This is a genomic window from Arthrobacter sp. B2060 (assembly GCF_059090445.1).
The window spans coordinates 139,829-156,872 of the sequence record NZ_JBNHFR010000007.1 but is presented as its reverse complement, the minus strand read 5'-3'; the positions used below and the strand labels follow the sequence as shown (position 1 = coordinate 156,872).

Annotated in this window: 15 protein-coding genes; 6 read left to right on the top strand and 9 right to left on the bottom strand. The window is 67.1% G+C overall.

What is annotated here, in order from left to right:
• The first annotated feature begins 81 nt into the window (after positions 1-81).
• Complete coding sequence (locus AC5RUM_RS13965; protein WP_494035477.1) at positions 82-780, top strand: transglycosylase family protein; 699 nt, start codon at positions 82-84, stop codon at positions 778-780.
• A gap of 340 nt (positions 781-1,120) precedes the next feature.
• On the opposite strand, the gene AC5RUM_RS13960 is transcribed toward AC5RUM_RS13965, so the two are convergent.
• On the bottom strand, positions 1,121-1,648 hold the full coding sequence (locus AC5RUM_RS13960; RefSeq protein WP_494035538.1) for a hypothetical protein: 528 nt from the start codon (positions 1,646-1,648) through the stop codon (positions 1,121-1,123).
• 267 nt (positions 1,649-1,915) lie between these two features.
• Between AC5RUM_RS13960 and AC5RUM_RS13955 the strand changes: the two genes are divergently transcribed.
• The 4 genes from AC5RUM_RS13955 to AC5RUM_RS13940 all read left to right on the top strand — a co-directional run bounded on the left by AC5RUM_RS13955 (position 1,916) and on the right by AC5RUM_RS13940 (position 6,107).
• Complete coding sequence (locus AC5RUM_RS13955) at positions 1,916-2,830, top strand: MSMEG_6728 family protein (protein ID WP_494035476.1); 915 nt, start codon at positions 1,916-1,918, stop codon at positions 2,828-2,830.
• A gap of 74 nt (positions 2,831-2,904) precedes the next feature.
• Complete coding sequence (locus tag AC5RUM_RS13950; RefSeq protein WP_494035475.1) at positions 2,905-3,765, top strand: NAD-dependent epimerase/dehydratase family protein; 861 nt, start codon at positions 2,905-2,907, stop codon at positions 3,763-3,765.
• 106 nt (positions 3,766-3,871) lie between these two features.
• Complete coding sequence (locus AC5RUM_RS13945) at positions 3,872-4,294, top strand: DUF1622 domain-containing protein (protein ID WP_494035474.1); 423 nt, start codon at positions 3,872-3,874, stop codon at positions 4,292-4,294.
• Between the two features lie 202 nt (positions 4,295-4,496).
• Positions 4,497-6,107, top strand: a complete 1,611-nt coding sequence (locus AC5RUM_RS13940; protein WP_494035473.1) for an HNH endonuclease signature motif containing protein — start codon at positions 4,497-4,499, stop codon at positions 6,105-6,107.
• Positions 6,108-6,240: 133 nt separating this feature from the next.
• On the opposite strand, the gene AC5RUM_RS13935 is transcribed toward AC5RUM_RS13940, so the two are convergent.
• From AC5RUM_RS13935 to AC5RUM_RS13925, 3 genes are all read right to left on the bottom strand, one after another.
• Positions 6,241-6,561 (bottom strand): hypothetical protein, encoded by a 321-nt coding sequence (locus AC5RUM_RS13935; protein WP_494035472.1) that lies wholly within the window; start codon positions 6,559-6,561, stop codon positions 6,241-6,243.
• A gap of 107 nt (positions 6,562-6,668) precedes the next feature.
• Positions 6,669-8,498 (bottom strand): gamma-glutamyltransferase family protein, encoded by a 1,830-nt coding sequence (locus AC5RUM_RS13930; RefSeq protein WP_494035471.1) that lies wholly within the window; start codon positions 8,496-8,498, stop codon positions 6,669-6,671.
• 133 nt (positions 8,499-8,631) lie between these two features.
• Entirely contained in the window at positions 8,632-11,241 is a 2,610-nt protein-coding gene (locus AC5RUM_RS13925) for a Tex family protein (RefSeq protein ID WP_494035470.1), read from the bottom strand.
• 84 nt (positions 11,242-11,325) lie between these two features.
• On the opposite strand from AC5RUM_RS13925, the gene AC5RUM_RS13920 reads away from it, so the two are divergent.
• On the top strand, positions 11,326-11,622 hold the full coding sequence (locus tag AC5RUM_RS13920; protein ID WP_494035469.1) for a hypothetical protein: 297 nt from the start codon (positions 11,326-11,328) through the stop codon (positions 11,620-11,622).
• Here AC5RUM_RS13920 and AC5RUM_RS13915 read toward each other — a convergent pair.
• The 5 genes from AC5RUM_RS13915 to AC5RUM_RS13895 all read right to left on the bottom strand — a co-directional run bounded on the left by AC5RUM_RS13915 (position 11,619) and on the right by AC5RUM_RS13895 (position 16,936).
• On the bottom strand, positions 11,619-12,479 hold the full coding sequence (locus AC5RUM_RS13915; RefSeq protein WP_494035468.1) for a triose-phosphate isomerase family protein: 861 nt from the start codon (positions 12,477-12,479) through the stop codon (positions 11,619-11,621). The two genes, AC5RUM_RS13920 and AC5RUM_RS13915, sit on opposite strands and share 4 nt — an antisense overlap.
• 76 nt (positions 12,480-12,555) lie before the next feature.
• A complete protein-coding gene (locus tag AC5RUM_RS13910; protein ID WP_494035467.1) occupies positions 12,556-13,524 on the bottom strand; it encodes a 3-hydroxyacyl-CoA dehydrogenase family protein in 969 nt (322 codons plus the stop codon).
• Positions 13,525-13,527: 3 nt separating this feature from the next.
• Entirely contained in the window at positions 13,528-14,010 is a 483-nt protein-coding gene (locus AC5RUM_RS13905) for a ribose-5-phosphate isomerase (protein WP_494035466.1), read from the bottom strand.
• Positions 14,007-15,782 carry a dihydroxyacetone kinase subunit DhaL gene (gene dhaL / locus AC5RUM_RS13900; protein WP_494035465.1) on the bottom strand — a complete coding sequence of 592 codons (1,776 nt, stop codon included), beginning with the start codon at positions 15,780-15,782 and terminating at the stop codon, positions 14,007-14,009. The genes AC5RUM_RS13905 and dhaL overlap by 4 nt, the downstream gene beginning before the upstream one ends.
• 149 nt (positions 15,783-15,931) lie before the next feature.
• Positions 15,932-16,936: a sugar phosphate isomerase/epimerase family protein gene (locus tag AC5RUM_RS13895; protein WP_494035464.1), complete on the bottom strand. Its 1,005-nt coding sequence runs from the start codon at positions 16,934-16,936 to the stop codon at positions 15,932-15,934.
• Positions 16,937-17,044 lie beyond the last annotated feature (108 nt).

Sequence of the window (17,044 nt, the reverse complement as noted above, 5' to 3'; positions counted from 1 at the left end):
CTCTAGTTTGTCAGGGGCGGGTGGTAGCGCGACAACGTCCGGGGACGGACCGAGCGCGGGTGGCCTCAGGAGCATCCCACAATGAAGAAATCCACTTTCGCTACTGCCGCGCGCCGCGGCGCAACTCTTGTGGCCGTTTCCGCTGCTGGCCTGGCTCTTTCCGCCACCGCTGCCAACGCCGCAACCCCCACCGCCACCAGCGGCTCCACCTGGGACGCACTTGCCCAGTGTGAGAGCGGCGGCAACTGGGCCATCAACACCGGCAACGGCTTCTCCGGCGGCCTGCAGTTCACCCCGCAGACCTGGGCCGGCTTCGGCGGCACGGGTGCGCCCGAAAACGCCTCCCGCGCCCAGCAGATCGCTGTAGCCGAGAAGGTCCAGGCCACGCAGGGCTGGGGCGCCTGGCCCGCCTGCGCCGCCAAGTTGGGCCTGACCGGTGGCGGCGGCGCCCCTGCTCCGCAGCTCCAGCCGCAGAGCGCGCCGGTTCAGGCCGCGCCCGTTCAGGCTGCTGCTCCCGTTGCCCAGGCCCCGGTAGCCACCCAGGTCCCGGTCCAGGCCCCTGTGCAGGCACCGGCTCCGGTGGAGACCCAGGCCAAGCACGTGGCTCCCGTCGCCCTGAGCGGCGCGACCTACACGATTCAGGCCGGCGACACCCTGAGCAAGATCGCCGAAAAGCTCGGCGTGAAGGGCGGCTGGCAGAGCCTTGCCGACGCAAACGCCGACTCGATCTCCGATCCCGACCTGGTGTTCGTTGGCCAGGTTCTGCAGCTCCCCGCCTAGTCAGCAGGCCTGCTGACAGCAACTGGCTGTCTGTAGCGCAACGCCGGCGCCCCGTTTATGGGGCGCCGGCGTTGTTCTTTAACTTGTCCTCAAGCAGTACGACGGCGGGGAACTTACCCGTTCGAGGTGGGGTTCCGGCGTCGTCGGTTGATCAGTACCGGTCTACCAGTTGCCGGCTAAATCAGTTTCGTCTAATCAGTTGCCGTCTTCAGAGCCGTCGCGCTAGCGCCAGCGCTTAAAGCAGTACGGACCGCTTAAAGCAGTACGACGCCGGGACGCCCCCTTCGCGGAGGACGTCCCGGCGTCGCTGTATTTAAGTCGGTGTACTTTGAGCCGGCGCTCAGGCGGCCGCCGGCAGTTCGCGGACGATGCGGACCTTCCATGCGGCGTCGTCGCTCGTGTCGAGCAGGGCAACGGTGCCTGAGGCCAGGTGAAGGGCGACGCGCTTGGCGTGGAGCAGTTCGAGGTAGAGGTGCTCGTTCATGCGGGACGGCGTGTCAATGACGAACTTCACGGCGTCGCGGACTTTGCGGTAATTGGTGCTGCGCTCACGGTGCCGGTGGAGTTCCAGTTCGTGGCGCTGCTTCACGCGCGGCTCGTGGCGGTTCAGCCAGTTCACGGCCAAGTGCACTCCGATGACCACCGACAGCGATACAGCGTAGATCCACCAGCCCGTCGACATCAGGAACAGCGGCAGATTAGCGATGGCCACGATGGCGATCACGAGGCGGAGAGCGATCAGCCGGCGCAGGGTCAAGGAGACGGAGGCAAGTGCGGCACGGAAGCCGTGCTGCTCCTTGCGAGCGGCGGCCGGATCCAGCGTGAACTCGTCCAGAACCAGGATGCCGTTCGCTTCGGGGCCGAGCATCTTGCCGTACTTCGGAACGAACGGCTGGGGTGCCTGTGACGCGTGTGATTCAGGTGCTGATGGCGCGGTTTCTAACGGCGCAGGGGAGGTAAGAGTCATGTGAAGGCTTCCAGACGCTATTTGGGTTTCGGCTATCTTAGTGGTCGACCGCCCCGCCTGTATGCATAGGTCCACATTGTGAACATGCTGGGGGGCCATGGCGCGCGAATCGATGTGGGCCGTGACACCGTAATTGGCACATCAGGCGCGGGGCCTCAGACTGAAAGAATGCAGACCTTCCTTCCGTATCCCGATTTCCAGCAAAGCGCCGCTGTGCTGGACCCTGCCAGGCTCGGCAAGCAGCGCGTCGAGGCGCTGCAAACACTCCGTGCGCTGGTGATCCCGGAGTACGGCTGGCAGTCGCATCCGGCCATCCGCATGTGGATGGGCTATGTCCCCGCCCTGACCATGTATGGCCTGGCCATGGCCGATGAATGGGAAAAGCGCGGCTTCGCGGACAACACCCGCGACAACATCCGCGAATTCGCACCGCAGGCCGCCCACCCCGCGTACGCAGCCAAGATCCCCATGCCGCCGTGGCTGGGCGACCCGGAGCTGCACCTGAGTCATCGTTCCAACCTCATCAGGAAAGACCCGCGCTTCTACACGCCGGTTTTCCCCGACACGGAATCCGATCTTGAGTATGTCTGGCCTGAGCCGCGCCACGAGTTCCTTCCCGAGGATCCGGAAGGCGACGTCCTGTGGATCCTGCGCGAACACGTTGGCGACATCGACCCGGAGCGCCTGGACAAAGTCGGGCTGCCGGCCGTGGGCCGTGCAGCCGCAGTCATTGCGGAGAACCCGGAGGACGATTACCAGCCCGTCTACGCGGAGTCAGGCTCCCGCCGGCCGCTGAAGGTCGCCCGCAAGTTGCCTCCCAAGCAGCAAGTCAAAAAGCCGTCGCGGAAACGCCAGCGCCAAGAGGCCGCATTCTCCACACTTCCCGGCAAGTCCCCCGTGGCCGTTCCTCTTGAGGGTGGCAGCAGGTTCGCCGTCGGAATGGTGCTTGGGCGCCCCATCACGCTCGACGACGGCCGCTTCGGCCGGAACTTCAAAGTCACCGAAATCATTGACCGTTCCGCGTTCGACTACCCGGCCCTATTGCAGGACCCGCGGGTGTTCTTCCCGGTCCCTGCGCTCTAAGCCGGCAGCCTGACTGACGTCCGAGGAGGCCTGTCCGTTCACGGCCACCGCGGGTGGACTGGCAGACTGGAGGTATGACTATCCTTGTGGCCGGCTGCGGCGATCTGGGCACCGAAGCCGGTCTGCGGTTCGCCGCAGACGGGCACCGCGTTGTGGGCTGGCGGCGGTCGCCGGAGAAACTCCCGGCACTGATCGAAGGAGTCGCGGCTGACCTGAGCTCCCCTGAACTTCCACCGGTCCCGGCGGACACTACCGCCGTCGTCGTGGCTGTTGCCGCTGATTCGCCCACCGAGGAGGCGTATCGCACCGCATATGTGGACGGACTCTCCCATGTTCTCAACGCCCTCGAACGTGACGGCGTGACGCCGCGCCGCGTTCTGTTCATCTCCTCTACCGCTGTCTACGGCGATGCGGGCGGCGGTTGGATCGACGAAAGCATGACGCCGGTGCCGGGCAGTTTCTCCGGCCGCATCATCCGCGAGGCAGAGGATCTGCTCCATGAGCGCCTGCGCGAAACGCCAACAGCCGCAGTGGTTCTCCGTCTCGGAGGCATCTACGGCCCCGGGCGCACCAGGCTAATCGATCAGGTCCGCAACGGCACGGCCGTAGTCCCGAATGCACCGCGCTATACAAACCGCATCCACCGGGACGATGCGGCCGGCGCCATCGTTCAGTTGTGCACAATGGACGACGCACCCTCTCCCTTCTACGTGGGCGTGGACGACGACCCAGCCGAACTCGGCGACGTGTTGCGTTTCCTGGCGTCAGAGCTGGGGCTGCAGGATCCGCCGTCGGGCAATATCGGCGACGGGCGCGGCGGCAACAAGCGGTGCAGCAACAAACTGCTGCGCGGAACGGGCTACTCCTTTATCTATCCGACGTTCCGCGAGGGATATCGCGCGATCCTGGCGGGTGTTGGCGTGCGCCACCCGTAGGCTGTGCTCAGGCGGCAGGCGGGGGCTGAGCGGGCGGGGCTGAGCGGGGACGGCCGCAACCGTAAGCGCGGACGGATACGACCAAGACATTCGACGGGGGCACGGCGTGGATTTTCAGCACATCATTGAAGCAGTCGGCAAGTTCGTTGACTTCGCGGGCGTGGCCGTGATGGTGGTCGGCGCCGTCGTCTCGATCCCCATGGCATTGCGCGGCTACCAGCCCCGCCGCCTGCCCGCAGACGCCGAGCGGATGTCCGTTTACCGCGCCTACCGCCAACTGCTCGGCCGCTCCATTCTGCTCGGGCTGGAACTCCTCGTCGCGGCAGACATCATCCGTACCGTAGCCGTGGCGCCGACGTATGAAAGCGTCGGCGTGCTGGCGCTCATCGTGCTCATCCGTACCTTCCTGAGTTTCTCACTGGAGCTGGAGATCACTGGTCGCTGGCCTTGGCAGAAAGAACCGTTATCGTCCCGCTCCGGTCCACAGAGCGGCTCCGTGAACCCCGACTCCAGAGTCCCCGAGACGTAAGCAGGCTCCGCGTTTCCATCCCGATTCCTCCTTCCATCCGGGTTTGCCTGCCGCACTAAAATGTCACACCCCTCTGACAAAGTTTTCCTATGGAAGCCTTGGGGGCAACGCAGCGGATCACACCGCAGGCCGGACGGTAACGTCCGGATTCAGCGCGGCTTCCCTGCTGTGGAGCCGCCGGCTCCGCAGCGTTCCCGTTTCCATGCCAGCTTCCGGGCGTGTGGGCGGCGTGGTGTTCGACGGCGGTGCTTCGGTTAATCTGCAGGCCTGCCTCGCGCTGGTGGAATCGGTGGTGGAGTCCGCACCGGGAGACCTAGCCCTGGCCGGTTTCGGGGATGCTGCGGATTTCGCCGACCTGGCGGAGGAGCTGTCCCGCCGGGTCGAGCACCTGCAGCTGCTCGCGGCCGCCGCGGTCGAGCGGACCCGCACGGCAGCGATCAACACTGCTGCGATCAATACCGCCGGCCCGGCCAGCAAAGCCGCGGGCTGGACCACGGGCTGGGGTACCGAACCCGGCACCGAACCCGCGGCAGCGGCTTCCGCTCTCCCGACCGCAGCGGCCGGGCTTGGGGCGGTGGATCCGGCCGATGACGGGTGCCGGAACGCCGCGGAGTTCCTGCGGATCCGGCTCCGGATCAGCATCGGCGAGGCCCGCCGCCGCCTCGCCCTCGCCGGCTCCGTTCTCCCCCGCACCGGCATCGGCGGAACGCCCCTGCCCCCGGCCTGCGAACGCATCGCCACGGTCCTGGCCGCCGGGACCATCGCCTCCCGCGCCGGGACCATCATCACCACGGCCTTGGACAAAGCCCGCCCCATCGCCGAGCCCGCCGTCCTGGAGCACATGGAAACCATCCTGATCCGCACCGCCGTAGAGAACGACCACGACTTCCTGACCCGCATCGCCCACCGCTGGACCGACGCCATCGACCAGGACGGCACCGAACCCACCGAAGAAGAACTCCGCCACCGCCAAGGCGCCTTCCTCCGCCGCCCCCGCCGCGGCCTGCACCACCTCGAAATCTTCGCCACCACAGACCAATACGAACACCTCCTCACCGTCATGAACACCGCCACCAACCCCCGCACCCCCGACGACCACCCCGGGCCGGGGTTCGGGGACGCGGCCGAAACCGCAGCAAACGACGCCCACCTCGAACGCCGCACCCGCCCCCAGCAACTCCTCGACGGCCTCATCGGCGCCTGCAAAACCGCCCTCGCCACCAACACCCTGCCCACCACCGGAGGCCTCCGCCCCCAAGTCATGGTCACCATCAACCACCAAGACCTACTGAACCGCCTCGAAACCACTGCCACCAACGGCCCCCGCTACCCCCACACCACACCAACAAACCAACCCGCCGACTCACGCACAGCCACCGGAACCGGCCCAGCCGGCACCGGGACGTTCACATTCACCGGACCCGTCAACGCCGCCACCATCCGCAAAATCGCCTGCGACGCGGACATCATCCCCATCCTCCTCGGCGCCGAAGGCCGCATCCTCGACGTCGGCCGCACCACCCGGATCTTCCCGCCCCACATCCGCAAAGCCCTCACCGCGCGCGACCAAGGCTGCGCCTTCCCCAACTGCACCATCCCCGCCCCCTGGTGCGAAGCCCACCACACCACCTACTGGTCACACGGCGGACCCACCAACACCGACAACGGCGTCCTCCTCTGCAGTCATCACCACCACCTGATCCACAAAGAACACTGGCAGATCCAGGTCAACACCGGAGTCCCCTGGTTCATCCCCCCACCCCACATCGACCCCCACCAAAAACCCCGCCGCAACCACCACCACCGAACATGAGCTGAGCGTTCGGGGTCTACGCGAGTGTGCAAACTGCAACGCCGCCGAGCCGTGCTGCAGGCCCCACTAAACAGCAGGACGCCCGGACCCTCAGGGAGTCCGGGCGTCCGGTATCTTGTGTTCGTGCTGCTGGCTAGGCGTCCTGCCAGCCGCGACCTTCCACGAATGTGGCAATCAGCGTGCCGATGCCCGACTGGAGCGAGTTGGACGGATCCTCATAGAGAGAAGCCTCCGTGGCCCGGCTGTGGATGATGAGCTGCTCGGCTTCGAGCTTGGCTTCCGGGACGGTTGCACCGACGATGCCGGTCCGTGCAGCAAGCTCGGGCGTGTGCACCATTTCGGCGTCCGTCTCCGAGAGCGGAATGGTGGTCCCCGTCTGGATCTCGTCGTGCGGGAACTCGAATTCGGCGTCGTCAGGGCCAGCAGGAACCGTATATTCCAGGAAGTAAGTCATGGTCCCAGCCTTTCAGAAAGCCCGGATACCGGAAACCCCGACGTGCCGAAGGCAACCAAAGAACCCGCACCGAAGCGGGAAGGCCTTGCGAGGTCCCCTATGCAGCATTACCGCCCCGCAGCGTAACCCTGCGCACCCCGCGGATTGGCGGCCGCCTGCAGGACTCCGGTCACCGGATCACGCACGACGGCGGACAGCCGTCCCAGCGTCCAGTCACCGGCGCGCGTGATGCGGTGGCCTCTTCGCTCGAGGCCCTCAATGACATTGTTCCCCAGCCGATCCTCGACGACGGCACCGCCTGGTTCCCAAGTTCGGGGCCAGAACGAGCCTGGCATCGACGTCGTATGGAAGGCCGGCGCATCGATGGCCTGCTGAGGCGAGTATCCCCCGACAATTGTCCGAAGCAAGTAAAGGAGCTGCCACTGGTCCTGCTGGTCCCCGCCCGGTGAGCCAAGCGCCGAGACTGCGGTGCCGTCGCGCAACACCAGTGTCGGCGTCAGCGTGGTTCGGGGCCGCTTACCGGGAGCCAGCGTCGAAGGGGTTCCCGACTCGAGCCACGTCATCTGCAGCCGGGTCCCCAGGCAAAAGCCCAGTTCCGGAATTGCCGGCGACGACTGCAGCCAGCCCCCTGACGGCGTCGCCGAGATCATGTTCCCCCAGCGGTCCACGACGTCGATGTGGCAGGTGTCGCCGCGGGTCTCCCCCGTCGGTTCGACAGTGGGCTCCCCTACGCCGCCGGCAGCACCCGCGTGTGCCGGCGGAGCATACTCCGTCCGCAGGACCGGAGTGTACGGTACCAGCCCGGGGACCCGGCCAGGACGGAACTCGTGGGACGCCTGCTCGGTGATGAGTTGGCGGCGCTCAGCCGCATAGTCTGCCGACAGCAGGTGGTCCAGAGGCACATCGGCGTCGCCGTAGTACACCTCGCGGTCAGCCAGCGCGAGCTTCTGGGCCTCGAGTATGGTGTGGGCGCCGAGCTCAGTAGACGGATCGAGGTGTTCGTCATCGAAGCCGTCCAGAATGGCAAGGGTCTGCAGCAGCGCCGGACCCTGACCCCACGGTCCGGTCTTGGCAATCGTATAGCCCCGGAATTCCAGAGTGGCGGCCTCTTCATAGCTCGCCCGGAACCCGGCCATGTCGGCCATGGTCAGCACGCCCCGGTGGTCCGTCCCGGACGAGTGGCGGTGTGGCGTCTGCACAGCCTTGGCGACGGCCCGGGCCACGAAGCCCTCACTCCATTCGCGGCGGGCAGCGTCGATCCGCGACTCACGCGTGTGGGCAGCGGCAGCACCCGCAGCCTCCCCTATGCCTGCGCCGGCCTGGACCAGTCGCTGCAAGGTGCGCGCATGGGCGGGATTCCGCATCAGCTCTCCCTCCTGCGGAATCCGTCCGTCCGGCATCCACAGGTCGGCTGACGTCGGCCAGTGATCGCTGAACAACGCCGAAACCGCGGAGATGGTGCTGCCGACGCGTGCAAGAACAGGGTGTCCGTCCCGCGCATACCCGATCGCGAAGTCCAGCACCTCCGCGAGCTCCCAGGTTCCGTGATCCCGCAGGAGCAATAGCCAGGCGTCGACGGCACCAGGCACCGCGGCGGCCAGCGCACCGGAGCCCGGCACCAGATCCAGACCCTCGCCCCGGAGGTGCTGCACGGTAGCTCCGGCCGGCGCCGGGCCCTGCCCCATGAGCACGACGGGCTTACCCGGATCCTCTGCCGTAGTGAACACGCCGGTCATGTCTCCGCCCGGACCGTTGAGGTGGGGTTCCACCACGTGCAGCACGAAGGCAGCGGCGGCGGCCGCGTCGAACGCGTTGCCTCCCCGCTCGAGCACAGACTGCGCCGTTGCCGTTGCCAGCCAGTGCGTCGATGCAGCCATGCCGAACGTGCCCCGCAGGGTGGGACGGGTGGTGAACGGCTTCGGCGGCGTAAAACTCATGCCGCTACTCTAGGCACCCGGTTCTATGCTGTCAGGGGCAACGCGCCCGCGACGCGGACCATGCTCTAATCCCAGACAGAACCTTGCCCAGCGGCTTGGAGTTCGGGAAAGGCTCGATGTCCTGCAGGCTCGCCTACTTCGCGAGGCCGGCCTTCCGCAGCGCTTCTGCCATGGCAGTGTCCGCCGGGGGCGCGGGCTTCTGGGGCGCGGGCTTCTGCGGCGCGGGCTTCTGCTTGCTGCCGCCGGCCGCACGACCGCCACCGCCCGCATTGCCGCCGGCGCCCGCAGCACCAGCACCCGCAGAACCGCCATTGCGCGCAGGACGGCCGCCGCCCGTCTGGCGCCCGGAAGGTTGGCGCCCGGCAGGCTGGCCCCCAGCAGTCTGGCGCCCGCCGGACGACTGTGCCGGTTCGTCGTCGAGCCGCAGGGACAGCGAAATCCTTTTCCGTTCCGGATCGGCTTCGAGCACCTTCACGCGCACCACCTGGCCCGACTTCACCACTTCTCGCGGATCGGACACGAACCGGTTCGCGAGCGCCGACACATGCACCAGCCCGTCCTGGTGCACTCCAACGTCAACGAACGCGCCGAACGCGGCCACGTTGGTGACTGTCCCCTCCAGCACCATCCCGGGCTTGAGGTCGGAAATCTTCTCGATCCCCTCCGAGAACGTGGCGGCCTTGAAAGCCGGCCGGGGGTCGCGGCCCGGCTTCTCGAGCTCGGCGATGATGTCCCGCACCGTCGGCAAACCGAACGTGCCATCCACAAAGTCCTGCGGGTTCAGGGAACTCGCTCCGGCCAGCCCGGTGCTGGGAAGCATCGAGGCCTTGCCTGAAGTGCCGGCACCGGCGGCGGCACCAGTGCCCGCACCGGCGGCTGCCATGATTTTCCGGGCCACAGGATACGACTCCGGGTGGACACTGGACGCGTCCAGCGGCTCGGCTCCCCCGGTGATCCGCAGGAATCCGGCGCACTGCTCGAACGCCTTCGCACCCAGCCGCGGCACCTTCTTCAGCTCGCTGCGTTTGGCGAACGGACCGTGCTCATTGCGGTAGGCCACGATGTTCTCGCTCAGCAGCGGGCCGACGCCGGCCACGCGGCTCAGCAGCGCGGGCGACGCCGTGTTGACGTCCACGCCCACCGCGTTCACACAGTCCTCCACCACGGCATCCAGGCTGCGGTCCAGCTTGGCGGCGGTGACGTCGTGCTGGTACTGCCCGACACCGATCGACTTCGGATCGATCTTCACCAGTTCGGCCAGCGGGTCCTGCAGCCGGCGCGCGATCGAGACCGCGCCGCGGAGGGACACATCCATCCCCGGCAGTTCCGCCGCGGCCAGCGCCGACGCCGAATACACGGACGCACCGGCCTCGGACACCACCAGCTTCTGTGGCGTAGCGGCTCCGCCACCCGCTTCGGCGGACAGCTGCTTGATCAGTTCAGCAGCCAGTTTGTCCGTCTCCCGTGAGGCCGTGCCGTTACCGATCGCCACAAGTTCGACGGCGTGCTGCCGCGCGAGGCGGCCGAGCGTCGCCAGGGCTTCGTTCCACTTGCGGGCCGGCGCATGCGGATACACCGTGTCGGTGGCCACCACCTTGCCGGTCCCGTCCACCACGGCCACCTTCACGCCGGTGCGCAGCCCGGGGTCCAGGCCAAGGGTGGCGCGGTTACCGGCCGGTGCGGCGAGCAGGACATCGCGCAAGTTGGCTGCGAAGACGCGGACAGCCTCGTCCTCAGCAGCAGCGAACATCCGACCGCGCAGATCGGCGGTGAGCCGGGCAAGCACCCGCGAGCGCCATGCCACCTGCGCGGTCTGGAGGAGCCAGGCGTCGGCGGGCCGGCCACGGTCAGCAACCCCCAGGAACCTGGCCACGGCGGATTCGTACCGGGCGCGCGCGGCGGCGAGGGCGTCGTCGTCGGACGGGTCAGCCTCGGCGAGGTCGAGCTCCAGCACGCCGTCCTTCTCGCCGCGCAGCAGCGCAAGGACGCGGTGCGACGGCATTCCGCTGGGAGCCTGCGAGAACTCAAAGTAGTCCGCAAACTTCTGCCCTTCGGCCTCCTTGCCCTTCTTGACGCGCGACACCATCCGGCCCTGCGTCCACAGACGCTCACGCAGCGTTTCTGCAAGATCCGGATCCTGTGCCACGCGTTCCACGAGGATGGAGCGTGCGCCGGCGAGCGCAGCGGCGGCATCGTCAATCGCATGCTCGGCGTTCAGATACTTTGCCGCCTCGCGCTCCGGATCCAGTTCGGGGCGTTTGAGCAGCGCGTCGGCGAGCGGTTCCAGCCCGGCCTCCCGGGCGATCTGCGCCTTGGTGCGGCGCTTGGACTTGAAGGGCAGGTAGATGTCCTCCAGCCTGGATTTTGTATCGGCAGCGACGACGGCGGCCTCGAGTTCCGGGGTCAGCTTGCCTTGCGCAGCAATCGCCTCAAGAACCGCACGACGGCGGTCCTCCAGTTCGCGGAGGTAGCGCAGGCGTTCGTCGAGATCGCGGAGCTGGGTGTCGTCGAGCGTTCCCGTGGCTTCCTTGCGGTAGCGGGCGATGAAGGGGACGGTGGATCCGCCGTCGAGCAGGTCCACGGCTGCCTTCACCTGCCAGGCTTTGACGCCCAGCTCGGCGGCGATCTGGGCGGCGATGCGCTGGGCAAGACCGCCGTCCGTGCCGTTGGCCTCCGGAGTACGTGCCGGGGTTGGATTCGGAGCTGGGGAGGGTGCGGAAGGGGCCTGCGGGAATTGGGTCACCACAACATTTTGCCCTACACAGGGCTGGGCTTAAGTGGTGTAGTGACTGTAGGCAGCAGAAATCCTCCAGGTAGGCGGTGCACCATGCAGGAATTGCTCATCATTCTTCAGGATGGCTTCAACGAGGACGATGTCGCCATCACTGTCAACGGCAAGGAAGCACGGTACGACCGCGACGTCACCACCCGGGAGCTGCTCGGAATGGCAGAGGAAGTGTCTGTGGAGCTGCCCGCTAAGGGCGCCACGGTGGGGGTGGAGGTGGTCAGCCGGAATCTCATGGCCGAGAAGAAACTGCACGGGCGGCCGCGGAGCCTGTTGGTGTCCATCGAGGACGGCCAGCTTGTTCTGAGCGAAGGGACCGGGCGGGAGGCGTTCCTCTAGCCCTGTCCGCTTCCGGGGCCCGGCACCACACCGTGGGTCTGTGCCAAGGCTTCATCCAGCACTTTTCCGAAGTTGGCCGCCTCGTGGGCGAACCGTCCGAGGAAGAGCCCGGAAACGCCGTCGAGCGTGGGCAGCAGTCCCGGCTTGGCCGAGCCGCCGTAGATGACCGGCAGGCCAGCCAGTCCGTGAGCGGCGAGCCGTGCGCGAAGGTGCTTCACGGCGTCGGATACGTAGCCGGCGCTGGCCGGTTCGGCGGCGCCGATGGCCCACACCGGTTCGTAGGCGATCACCAGCCGCGAGGCGAGCTCCCAGTCTCCGCCGGTGGCGGCCTCGATCTGGCCGTAGACGAACGAAGCAGCCGTCTCGGCCGAAGATCCAGCCCCGTTCTCCGTCCCCAAACCCGTGCCGGCGGTCTCCTCGCCGACACACAGCAGAGGTGTGAGGCCGGCGTCGTCTGCTGCCTTGACCTTGAGCGCGATCATGGCGTCATCCTCGCCGAAGTGCCGGCGCCGCTCGGCGTGGCCGATCTCCACGAGGCGTACGCCGAGCTCCGAAAGCAGTGACGGCGACACCTCGCCGGTCCACGGGCCGTCTGCCCAGCCGCAGTCCTGGGCCCCGAGAAGGACCGGCGAGCCGGCCAGGATCTCCGCAGCAGCGGGCAGCATGGGAAAGGACGGAATGACGAACGGGACGACCCGCCCGGCAGCGAGTGCCGGACGGGCGTCCGCTTCGCGGCGCAGCTCGCCCAGCCAGCGCAGGCTGTCCCGGTACCCCAGGTACATCTTGGTGCTGACACCGACATAGATGGTTTCCGGGGTGTTGTTGCCTGCGATGCCGGCCGCGCGGGGCTGCGTCATTCTGGTTTCCTGCCTGTGTTGGATACGGCTGTGCCGGGTTCGGCTGTGCCGGGTACAGCGCCAGTCGGGCGGGTGCTCAGTTGATGGGTGCCGGGCCAAGCTCCTCGATGAGCTTCTGCATGGCCACGTACGCCTTGTTGCGGTAGGCAATCAGCTCCTGTGTGCGCTCGGCGGGGACGTTGAGGAAGCCTGCACCTGTCTTGGTGCCCAGCTTCCCGGCCTCCACGAGGTCCGTGAGGATCTTCGGGGTGGCAAAGCGCTCGGGGAAGTCCGTCTGCAGCGACTTGTAGCAGAAGTTGTAGACGTCCAGACCGGCCATGTCGGCGATTGCGAACGGCCCGAAGAAGGGCAGGCGGAAGCCGAAGGTGGTGCGGACCAGGGTGTCCACGTCCTCCGCCGTCGCGATGCCCTGCTCGACGAGCTGTGCGGCTTCGTGGAACAGCGCGTACTGCAGCCGGTTGAGCACGAACCCGGTGACGTCCTTGACCATCGCGGTCTGCTTGTTGGCAGCGTGCACCAGATCGCGGGCCGCGCCAACCGTTTCGGCCGAGGTCCCGGCGTGGGGAATGATCTCCACGCCCGGGATGAAGGGCGACGGATTGGAGAAGTGGACGCCAAGGAAGCGCTCCGGGTTGGCCACCGGCTCCGACAGCTCCGCGATGGAGATGGTGGAGGTGTTCGAGCCGATGATGGCGTCCGGCCGGGCGGCTGCACTGATGCGGGCCAGCGTCTCGTGCTTGATCGCGATGACTTCGGGAACGGCCTCTTCGATAAAGTCGGCGTCCGCCACGGCCTCCTCGATGTCCTTCGCGGCCCAGAGGTTCTGCTTCAGGATCTCGGTGGAGCCTGCGGGGAACAGGCCGTCAGCCACAAACTGGTCGGACTCCGTCAGAAGGCGCTCGTAGTTCTTCTGCGCCACCTCCGCGGACACATCGGCCAAGGCAACGCGCGCTCCACCCAGCGCCAGCACCTGGGCGATGCCGCCGCCCATGTAGCCGGACCCGACGACGGCAAACTTGCCTGAGCTGTTGGGTATCTCTGTCATGGTTCAGTCAGCCTTCGTGTAGTCGGGTTCGTAGGAGCAGATGGCGTCCACCTTGGCCGCCGAGGACGAGCTCTCGTCGAAGCGGTGGTCCAGCCATTCGCCCACGAGTTTCTTGGCGAGTTCCAGGCCGATCACGCGCTGGCCCATGGTGAGGACCTGGGCGTTGTTGCTCAGGACCGAGCGTTCCACGGAGTAGCTGTCGTGCGCGGTGACGGCACGGATGCCGGGGACTTTGTTGGCCGCGATGGCCACGCCAAGGCCCGTGCCGCAGATGAGGAGGGCACGGTCGGCTTCGCCCTCGGCCACCTTGCGGGCAGCTGTGACGGCCAGGTGCGGGTAAGCCGTGGAGTCGTTGGCAGCCACTCCTATGTCCACCACGGAGGCCACGCGGTTGTCTGCCTCGAGCAATGCCTTCAGCGCTTCCTTATATTCAACGCCAGCCTCATCGTTGCCGATGACAATGCGCCAGGCTGCGGTCGAGGTCATGCTTGTGCTCCGTTTCCGGCCGGTGCGGCCATGCGGGATGAGGCCAGATCAGACGTGGCCAGTTCAAATTGGATGTAGCGGGCGATCCGTTCGGCGATCAGCCCGAAGGAAACTGCACCCGGATCAGGATGGCCGAGGCTCTTCTCAGCCAGCGGGCGGGCCCGGCCTTTGAGGGGGCGCAGGTTCGCGGTCTGCCCGGCCGCTTCCGTGGCCGCGGCAGCAGCTGCGGTGAGGGCGCCGCTAAGGGAGGCGCCGCCGTCGTGCTCTTTGCGGAACGCATTCTGGAACGGCAGGAGCGCGTCCACCATGGTCTTGTCCCCCGGTTCGGCCTTGCCGAGCGCGGTGATCGCGCTGGTGAAAGCCTCCACCGCTGCGGCGGCGTCCTCTGGCCGGTAGGAGTCGCGGTTGCCCAGCGCGATTCCCGCCGCGATGACCGCCGATCCCCAGAGGGCACCGGAGGTTCCGCCGGCCCGCTCGCTCCAGGCCTCCCCCGCGGCGGTGAGCACACGTTCAACGGACGCTCCGGCGGCCGCATTCTGCTCGCCGGCCGCGGCGGCGGCATCCACGCCGCGGCGCATGCCGATGCCGTGGTCGCCGTCTCCGGCGATGGCATCCAGGTTGCCGAGTTCCTCTTCGTGTTCGACGACGACGTCACGCACCTGAGCGAGGACCGCAGCAGCCAGCCTGCCCAGGTCGGCGGATGCCGCGGTTGCCTTTTCCGTCTCTTCAGCGACGGCATCCTCGGTTCCGGCGAGTTCGCGGCGGGCGCGCGGTGCGAGGTTGCCCTTGCGGAAGGCGGGAGTGTCGGCAGGGGCTGCCCAGTACTGCTCGATCTCGTCGTCCAGCCACAGCAGGGTCAGGGAAAGCCCGGACATGTCCAGGCTCGTGACCAGCTCGCCGCACTCCGGCTCCACCACGGTCAGCCCGGCCTTATCGAGCAGCTTTTCGATCTTGCCGAACAGCAGGAACAGTTCGTCGTACTTGATCGTGCCGAGTCCGTTGACGATCGCCACCACGCGGTCGCCGGCGTCGTCGGGCTTGTCCTCGAGGAGCCTGGAGACGAGCAGTTCCGCGAGCTCCGATGCCGTGGGCATGGGGTGCTCGGAGATTCCCGGTTCACCGTGGATGCCGAGGCCCAGCGACATCTGGCCTTCGGGCACTTGGAAGAGGGGCTCGCTCGCGCCGGGCAGGGTGCAGCCGTCGAAGGCCACACCCAGGGAGCGCGTGCGGTAGTTGGTCTTGATGGCCAGCCGTTCCACCTCGTCCAGGTTCAGGCCTGCCTCGGTGGCGGCACCAGCGATCTTGAAGACCGTGAGGTCGCCGGCGATGCCGCGGCGCTTCTCGATCTGGTCCAGCGGCGCGCTGGCAATGTCATCGGTCACCAGCACCGTGCGGGTCTCGATGCCTTCGGCGTTGAGGCGCAGCTGGGCCTGGCCGAAGTGCAGGACGTCGCCGGCGTAGTTGCCGTAGCTGAGGAGCACTCCGCCGCCGGAGTCGGCGGCCTTAGCCACGCGGTAGACCTGGCCGGCGGCGGGCGAGGCGAACATGTTGCCGCACGCTGAGCCTGCTGCAAGGCCCGGTCCCACGAGTCCGGCGAAGGCCGGGTAGTGTCCAGAGCCGCCGCCGATCACGAGGGCCACCTGGCCGGGGGCCATCTCAGTGGAGCGGACAACGCCGCCGTCCACTCGGGCCACATAACCGCGGTTGGCAGCCACGAAGCCGTCCAGCGCCTCATCCGCGAAATCAGCGGGATTGTCGAAGATCTGGGTCATGGTTCCTCATTGAGTCCGTGTTGGGTTGAGCAGTTGTCGTGGACCACGGCCGGTTTGTTCCGGAGGGCCCGGGAAGGCGGCCACCGGAACCGAGCCCGGCAGCCGCCGTCGGACGTTCAGTTCCGGTGGGAACCGAACGTGCGGACCTTTCAGGAAGTGGCGAGTTCGACGGCGGCCGGCCGCTGCCGTCCCTGTGCCACCAGGCTCGTGCCGAGCGCGTAGCCGTCCTTCTTCGGGAGGACGTGGCGGCGCAGGTATTCCTGGTTGCGGGCGGTGACGGACAGGCCGTCGCCGCCGTAGTGCTCGGTGCAGATGATGCCCTGGTACCCGTTCGCGATGGCCACCTTGAACGCCTCGCGGTAGTTGATGAGGCCGCTTTCCATGGGGGCGGGCATGGCGACGTAGCTGTCGCGGGCCACGTCCTCGTCGCGGATGTAGTTCTTCACGTGCCAGTAGTTGGAGTACGGCATGGTTTTGGCCACGATTTCGCGCCAGTCCTCGATGGGGCGGTGCAGGCGGATGAGATTGCCGATGTCCGGGTTGAGGCCGACGTTGGAGAGTCCGATCTCCTGGACCAACTGCACGGAGGAGTCCGCGGTGCCGAGGTAGGTGTCCTCGTACATTTCGAGGGAAAGCAGGACGCCGACGTCTGCCGCGTGCCGGCCCAGTTCGCGGAGCCGCATGACAGCGTTGTTCCAGGACTCCTTGTCCCCTGCCGGGTCCTTGTAGCCTTCGACAGTCCAGAACCAGAGCTGCTTCTGCTGCTCCGGAGTGATCGCCTGGTGCAGACCGAAGGAGACGACCTCGCACCCCAGTTCAGCGGCGGCGTCGATGGTGCGGTGGCTGTACTCGAGATTGGCTTCCCACTTGCCTTCCTCGATCACGCTGCGGCGGATGGCGGAGATGACGGGAATGCCGATGCCCACTTCCTGGGCGGTCTGCTTGAACTCCGCGAGGCGCTGTTTGCTGAGGTCGCCAGGGCGGACCCAGCTGTCGGTGAGGTCGGCGTTGGCGAAGCCGGCTTCCTTGACCTCGGTGAAAACTTCGGCCCAGGCGGACGCGTCGGCGTCGTTGATGTGGGTTCCCTGGGCGTCTGTGCCGGGGAACTGCAGCAGGGCGGCGGTGATGGGCCAGTTCTCGGCTGTATAAGCCACGTATGCACTCCTTCGTGAATCCTGTTTCCTATAGGATCTACTATCGATGGAGAGGTGTCAAGGTTTTCGGGTGGGTGATGGCGCGAAGGAGGCCCGGAAGCCTTGCGG

Coding starts and splice junctions, on each gene's coding strand:
- AC5RUM_RS13930 (WP_494035471.1), bottom strand. CDS start 8,498: ATGAGTTTTACGCCGCCGAAGCCGTTCACCACCCGTCCCACCCTGCGG.
- AC5RUM_RS13960 (WP_494035538.1), bottom strand. CDS start 1,648: ATGCTCGGCCCCGAAGCGAACGGCATCCTGGTTCTGGACGAGTTCACG.
- AC5RUM_RS13955 (WP_494035476.1), top strand. CDS start 1,916: ATGCAGACCTTCCTTCCGTATCCCGATTTCCAGCAAAGCGCCGCTGTG.
- AC5RUM_RS13940 (WP_494035473.1), top strand. CDS start 4,497: ATGCCAGCTTCCGGGCGTGTGGGCGGCGTGGTGTTCGACGGCGGTGCT.
- AC5RUM_RS13935 (WP_494035472.1), bottom strand. CDS start 6,561: ATGACTTACTTCCTGGAATATACGGTTCCTGCTGGCCCTGACGACGCC.
- AC5RUM_RS13920 (WP_494035469.1), top strand. CDS start 11,326: ATGCAGGAATTGCTCATCATTCTTCAGGATGGCTTCAACGAGGACGAT.
- AC5RUM_RS13965 (WP_494035477.1), top strand. CDS start 82: ATGAAGAAATCCACTTTCGCTACTGCCGCGCGCCGCGGCGCAACTCTT.
- AC5RUM_RS13910 (WP_494035467.1), bottom strand. CDS start 13,524: ATGACAGAGATACCCAACAGCTCAGGCAAGTTTGCCGTCGTCGGGTCC.
- AC5RUM_RS13915 (WP_494035468.1), bottom strand. CDS start 12,479: ATGACGCAGCCCCGCGCGGCCGGCATCGCAGGCAACAACACCCCGGAA.
- AC5RUM_RS13905 (WP_494035466.1), bottom strand. CDS start 14,010: ATGACCTCGACCGCAGCCTGGCGCATTGTCATCGGCAACGATGAGGCT.
- AC5RUM_RS13950 (WP_494035475.1), top strand. CDS start 2,905: ATGACTATCCTTGTGGCCGGCTGCGGCGATCTGGGCACCGAAGCCGGT.
- dhaL (WP_494035465.1), bottom strand. CDS start 15,782: ATGACCCAGATCTTCGACAATCCCGCTGATTTCGCGGATGAGGCGCTG.